Source organism: Marinitenerispora sediminis (assembly GCF_003336425.1).
Taxonomy (GTDB): domain Bacteria; phylum Actinomycetota; class Actinomycetes; order Streptosporangiales; family Streptosporangiaceae; genus Marinitenerispora; species Marinitenerispora sediminis.
This window is the reverse complement of the sequence record NZ_QEIO01000231.1, coordinates 1-5,387: the sequence shown is the minus strand read 5'-3', so window position 1 is coordinate 5,387 and position 5,387 is coordinate 1. Positions and strand designations below refer to the sequence as shown.

General features: G+C 72.0%; 4 protein-coding genes. 2 read left to right on the top strand and 2 right to left on the bottom strand.

Features of this window, described 5'->3' with window-relative positions; genetic code table 11:
• Positions 1–167: 167 nt before the first annotated feature.
• Together DEF28_RS25370 and DEF28_RS25365 are read right to left on the bottom strand one after the other, a co-directional pair.
• The gene (locus tag DEF28_RS25370; protein ID WP_114400644.1) at positions 168–1,160 is read right to left on the bottom strand and encodes an aldo/keto reductase; all 993 of its coding nucleotides are present in this window, start codon (positions 1,158–1,160) and stop codon (positions 168–170) included.
• A gap of 341 nt (positions 1,161–1,501) precedes the next feature.
• Positions 1,502–2,074, bottom strand: coding sequence for an OmpA family protein (locus DEF28_RS25365; protein ID WP_147280273.1), 573 nt, complete (start codon positions 2,072–2,074; stop codon positions 1,502–1,504).
• Between the two features lie 422 nt (positions 2,075–2,496).
• Here DEF28_RS25365 and DEF28_RS25360 point away from each other — a divergent pair, with 422 nt between their 5' ends.
• Positions 2,497–4,431 (top strand): hypothetical protein, encoded by a 1,935-nt coding sequence (locus tag DEF28_RS25360; protein ID WP_114400642.1) that lies wholly within the window; start codon positions 2,497–2,499, stop codon positions 4,429–4,431.
• A 130-nt stretch (positions 4,432–4,561) separates the two neighbouring features.
• A complete protein-coding gene (locus tag DEF28_RS25355) occupies positions 4,562–5,221 on the top strand; it encodes a hypothetical protein (protein ID WP_114400641.1) in 660 nt (219 codons plus the stop codon).
• The last annotated feature ends 166 nt before the right edge of the window (positions 5,222–5,387 follow it).

The window sequence follows — 5,387 nt, the reverse complement described above, 5'->3', positions numbered from 1 at the left end:
TGCGGTGAGAAGGGTGTCCAGGTTTCGTGTCACGACTTAACCATCGGGCACCCTTCGCCATGTCCGCGACCTCCTCAGACATCGGACTCAATCATCTAGCGGCCCGCGGGAGCGGTGTCCTCCCCGGAGCCCGCGGCCGGGCCCGGGGAGGACGCGGCGGGAGCCGGTCAGCGGTGCACGGCGCGCATGCCCTCGGGGGTGTAGCGCTCCCCCGCCACGGCGCCGACGGGGGCGACCCGCTCGATGGCGTCGAGGTCGGCCCGGGTCAGCGTGATGTCGGAGGCGGCGACGTTCTCCTCCAGGTAGCGGCGGCGCTTGGTGCCGGGGATGGGCACGATGTCTTCGCCCTGGGCGAGCACCCACGCGATGGCCAGCTGCGAGGGGGTGGCGTCCTTCGCCGCGGCGAGCTCGCGCACCTTGTCGACGACGGCGAGGTTCCTGGCGAAGTTCTCCCCCGAGAAGCGCGGGTGGTTGCGGCGCCAGTCGCCCTCGGGCAGGTCCTCCGGGGTACGGAACGCCCCGGTGAGGAACCCCCGCCCCAGCGGGCTGTAGGCGACGAACCCGATACCGAGCTCGCGCACCGTCGCGAGCACCCCGTTGTCCTCGACATCGCGGGTGAACAGCGAGTACTCGGTCTGCAGGGCGCTGATCGGGTGCACGGCGTGCGCCCGCCGGATCGTCTCGGGGGCCGCCTCGGAGATGCCGAGGTAGCGCACCTTGCCGGCCTGCACGAGCTCGGACAGCGCTCCCCAGGTCTCCTCGATCGGGACCTCGGGGTCGACGCGGTGCTGGTAGTAGAGGTCCACGTGGTCCACGCCGAGCCGGCGCAGCGACCCGTCCAGCGCCTGGCGCAGGTACTCCGGCCGCCCGTTGACCCGCCCGGCGAGGCGCCCCTCGGAATCGACCTCGTTGCCGAACTTGGTGGCGAGGACGATCTGGTCCCGCCGCCCCCGGATCGCGTGGCCGACCAGTGCCTCGTTGGTCCAGGGACCGTACATGTCCGCGGTGTCGAGGAAGGTGACCCCGAGTTCGAGCGCGCGGTCGATGGTCCGCAGCGACTCCTCGTCGTCCTGGCCGCCGTACCCGTAGGACATCCCCATGCACCCGAGCCCCTGCTCGGGGACGGTGAGTCCCTGCCCGCCAAGTCTGCGCTGCCGCATGCTGGTCTCCCTGTCGTTGCCCTGGGGCCGGCCGCGTACCTCGGCGGCCGCACCCCCAAGGACCGGACCTCCCCCGGAGCCTCCGTACCGAAACAGCGGTAGCGTCCTGTTAACCGAAAGATCCCACTAAAGTGCAGTCTCTTCTGGGCCCGTTCCCCTCGGGGGCCTTCCAGAACGAGACCTTGCTAGCCGGGAGCCGTCCGGTCAGAGCCGGAGCTGAGCGGCCCGACGGGGTGCCCCCGAACGGAACCGGGGCGGCCTTTCCGGGCGGTTCGGCGCGCGCCGAACCGCCCGGAAAGGCCGCCCCGGGACAGGCGCCACCGACCCCGCCGGCGCGTTGCTCAGTCGTCGCAGGCGATCCCCGCGACGATTTCCACCCGCCGGTTCGCCTCGCGCCCCTCGGGCGAGCCGTTGTCGGCCGCGGGCCGCGCCGATCCGTGCCCGATGACCTCCACCACGAGTTCGGCGTCGGACAGCTCCGCGCGCAGGAAGTCGGCGACCGCCCGTGCCCGGTCGAGGGACACCACGTCGTTCACCGGAGCCGGGCCGGTGGCATCGGCGTAGCCGGCGACACGCACGCCGCGCACCTCGTGGCGCTCGATCTCGGCCACGAACTCCGCGAGTGCGGCACTGGCCTCGGAGCTCAGCTGGTAATCCCCGTGCGCGAAAAGGACGCGCGTTTTCACTTCCGCCGGCCGCCCGACCATCGGAACGGATTCCGCCTTATCCTGCGCACTGGAATCCGAATTGGCGCTTGACCGATTCCCGTCCCCGGCCCCGCTCGCGGTGGCCACGGCGACATCGTCCCCAGCGACCCCGACGGGGGACAGCGCCAGCCCCAGGACCAGGTACGACGTCAGCAGCACCCCGAACAACGGCAACGAGGGCACGAACGGCCAGAACGCCGGATCCACCTTCCGGACCCGCCCGCCCCTCCGCACCCGCATCCGCCCGGCGCGCCGCCTTTTCGCTGCTTTTCGTGCCACCCTCCGAAGAATAGAAAAACCGGCGATCACCCATGATCACCCGCCAGGAAATGGCCACGCCCAAACCCCGCCGCCGTTTCCTCCGAGCGCGAACACCCCCACCGATCCCCCGCGCTGGCCCGCGGTGCACGAGACCACCCGCCAGGCGTGACCGGTTTCGGCCACACGGAAAACAGTGCCGTGATCTACGTCACTTCCGAAAGTCGGCGTGCGGCAGTCGCACGAGGCCGCCGTACACCGGCCCCACGTTGCCAATTGCCAGAGAATCGCCGATTTCCAGGTCCCCCATCACGGGTGGTGGCTAATCTCCCGGGAACCAGTACTCCGTCCCAATTCCGAGGAGTAACCCCATGCCCTTGGGATACCGCGGCATCTTCGAGATCGACGCCGCCACCGACGTCATCCACCTCGCCGCCCAGGAGTTCCGCTCCTGGCTGCGAAGCCAACCGTGGGCCGACACCAGCGACTGGGAGGGCGTCGGACACTTTCCGACCGGCCCGGACTCGGCCCTGACCGTTCTGGAGCACTCGGCCGACGAGGGCCGGAGACTTCTGCGGCTGCGCTCGACCAGCAGGAACAACGGGCTGCAGTGGACGACGACGTTGACGGCGGTGGCCGGGGCCCGGAAGTCCGCCGGCACCAACCTCGTCTGGATCGACGTACGGTCCGACGAACTCCCCGGCGGCGCCGCCCCTCCCGCCCGGAAGACGGCGTCGGTGCCCCGGCTCGCCCGGCACATCCTGGAATCGGCCATCGCCAGGGACGGCCTGGCGGAGATCGCCGCGCAGCCGCAGATCGTCCGCGGCACCGTCCCCCTGGAGGTCGAGCGCCTGTTCGACGTCATCACCGATGGCACGCGGCACATCGGCGTGGTGGTCGCGGGGGCGGTGCCGGGAGCATCGGTCGAACGCTGGCGCGACACCGTCGCGAAGCTGCTGCGGGAATCGGTCGGTCTGCACGCGGGCTACGTGCTGGACGAAGCGGCCTTCGAGGCCCTGAACGCGCGACTGCCGGAAGGACACAGGGTGCCGGTCGCCGGCCTGCGTACCTTCCTGCCAGGAGTCAACCCGGACGACCCGCTCGACGGCAGACGGCACCGGGTCCTCTCCAGCCAGGCCATCAATGCCGGTTTCGACGGCCGGCGGGTCTCCCAGCGTCTGCAGTGGGCCCTCGGCCACGCCGTCCGCGCCCACGCCATGGAGCGGGCGCTGCCCCGGGACATCCGCCGCGCGGACCGGATCCTGAACGCCCTGGAGACCGATACCGTCCTCGCCTCTCTGGACGTCACCGAGCGCGGCCCGCTGCCGGCCGGGCAACCGCAGCCCACCGCGGCCGCGCGCGTCCCGGCGCCCGCGCCCGAGGACCAGCCGGGGCCGCGCACCGACGAGACCCGGCCCGCGCCGGCCGCCGCGCCGGAACCGCCGAGTGCGCCCGACCCCGACCACCTCGCCGCACTGCGCGGCCTCCTCACCGAGGTTCTCGGCACCGGCGACGTCACCGCCGAGGCCGTCGGGGAGCTGCGGCAGGTCGTCCGGTCCGCCCGGACGGCGGAACTCCGCGCGACCAAGCTGCGCGAGCAGCTGGAGGAGATGCGTCAGCAGGTCTACGAACTCCAGGACGAACGCGAGGCGTTGAAGAAGGAGGTCGAGGACGCGCAGACCGACCACGCGGCGGCCGAGGAGGAGCTTCGTGCCGCGCACGACCGCGTGCGGTGGCTGCGCCAGCAGCTCATCGAGCTCAAGGCGGCGGACACCGCCTGGTCGCCCGTCCCGGATGCCGAACGGACGATCGCACCAGCCTCGTTCGACGATGTGCTGCTCTTCCTGGAGAAGGGGCAGGACCTTCCGCACATCCGGTTCACCGGCGACCCCCAGGCGACGCTCGACCTGCTACCGCGCGACCCGCTGGGTACCTGGGCGGCCAAGGCGTGGGAGGCCCTGCTGGCGCTCAACGACTACGCCGATTACCGCGCGAACGGCAATCCGTGCGAAGGCGTGCACGCCTACCTGAAGCAGACGCCCGCGGGCCGGCGGGGTTACTCGGCGAACCGGCACGCGGCTACCGAGAGCCAGACCGTGCAGAGCAACTCCAAATGGCACCGTCAGCGCACCCTCCCCGTGCCCGAAGAGGTCGTCGCCGGCGGCAGGGTCTTCATGGGAGCGCATTTCAAGATCAGCTCGAGCAACACCGTCAGCCCTCGCATCCACTACTACGACGACACCGCCGGCACCGGTCGGATCTACGTGGGATACCTGGGCCGCCACCTGGAGAACACCCAGTCCTGAGGCACGCCCCGAGGGCCCGCTCCTGGCCCCGGCCCGGCCCGCCTCCGGTTGACAGATGCCCGTTCGGGCCGAATGCTCTCGGTTCACGATCGAGTGCCCGGTTCGATGCTGTCCGCCCCGAGGAGGCCCCGTGAACGAGTTCCTGCTTGTCCTGACCGGTGGTGCCGTCAGTCTCGTGAGCAGTTCCGCCGTCACCTGGTTGCAGGGGCGGCAGGCCGGGCGGGTGCGGGATCGGACGGTGGCTCGGGATTCGGCCCGGCAGTTGACGGGGCTGTTCATCGCGGCGCGCGACGCGCGCGGGCCGGCGGGGGAGACGTTGACCGAGGCCGAGGTGGTCGCGGTCGGGCTGACCGATCGCGGGGTGCGGGAGCGGGTGCGGGACGTGCTGCGGCTGCTGCGCGAGCACCGGTTGCCGGAGATGGAGGAGCTGAGCGGGGTCCGGGCGCAGCAGGCGCGGCGGGTGCTGTGCGATCACGCGCTGGAGGTGCTGGGCGCGCACTTCCGGGGCGAGCGGATGCCGGCGGTACCGGAGCCGGTGCGGCGGATGCTCGACGTGGAGAACGAGGTCCTCGGCGTCCGGTCGGGCGGGGTCGCGGACACACCGGGGCCGGCGGTGGCGGCGGAACCGGCAGAGGCGGCAGAGGCGGTGGAACCGGACGCCGCCGGCGCGGACGCGCCCGGCTCGGAGGCCGGCGCGGCGCCCGCTCGCAAGCCCCGGCGGAAGCCGGCTTCCGGTACCCGGGCGGCGGGCGGGGCCGCGGCCGGCCCCCAGGCCGGCTCCGAGGGCTGAGGTCCCCTCGCCGGGCCCGCCTCCACCGCGGGACCGCGGCGGCGCCCTGCCGGGAGGGGCTAGATCATTGATGGGGGTTCCTCAATGGTCGTAAGCCACGAGCGAGCGTTTGACCGGCGCTCCGATCAGCCAGTTGTGCCAGATCGCGGCGTTGAGGGCGAGGATG

What these genes read in the sequence shown, in the direction of transcription:
- DEF28_RS25370 (WP_114400644.1), bottom strand. Translation starts at nt 1,160, where the DNA reads ATGCGGCAGCGCAGACTTGGCGGGCAGGGACTCACCGTCCCCGAGCAG.
- DEF28_RS25360 (WP_114400642.1), top strand. Translation starts at nt 2,497, where the DNA reads ATGCCCTTGGGATACCGCGGCATCTTCGAGATCGACGCCGCCACCGAC.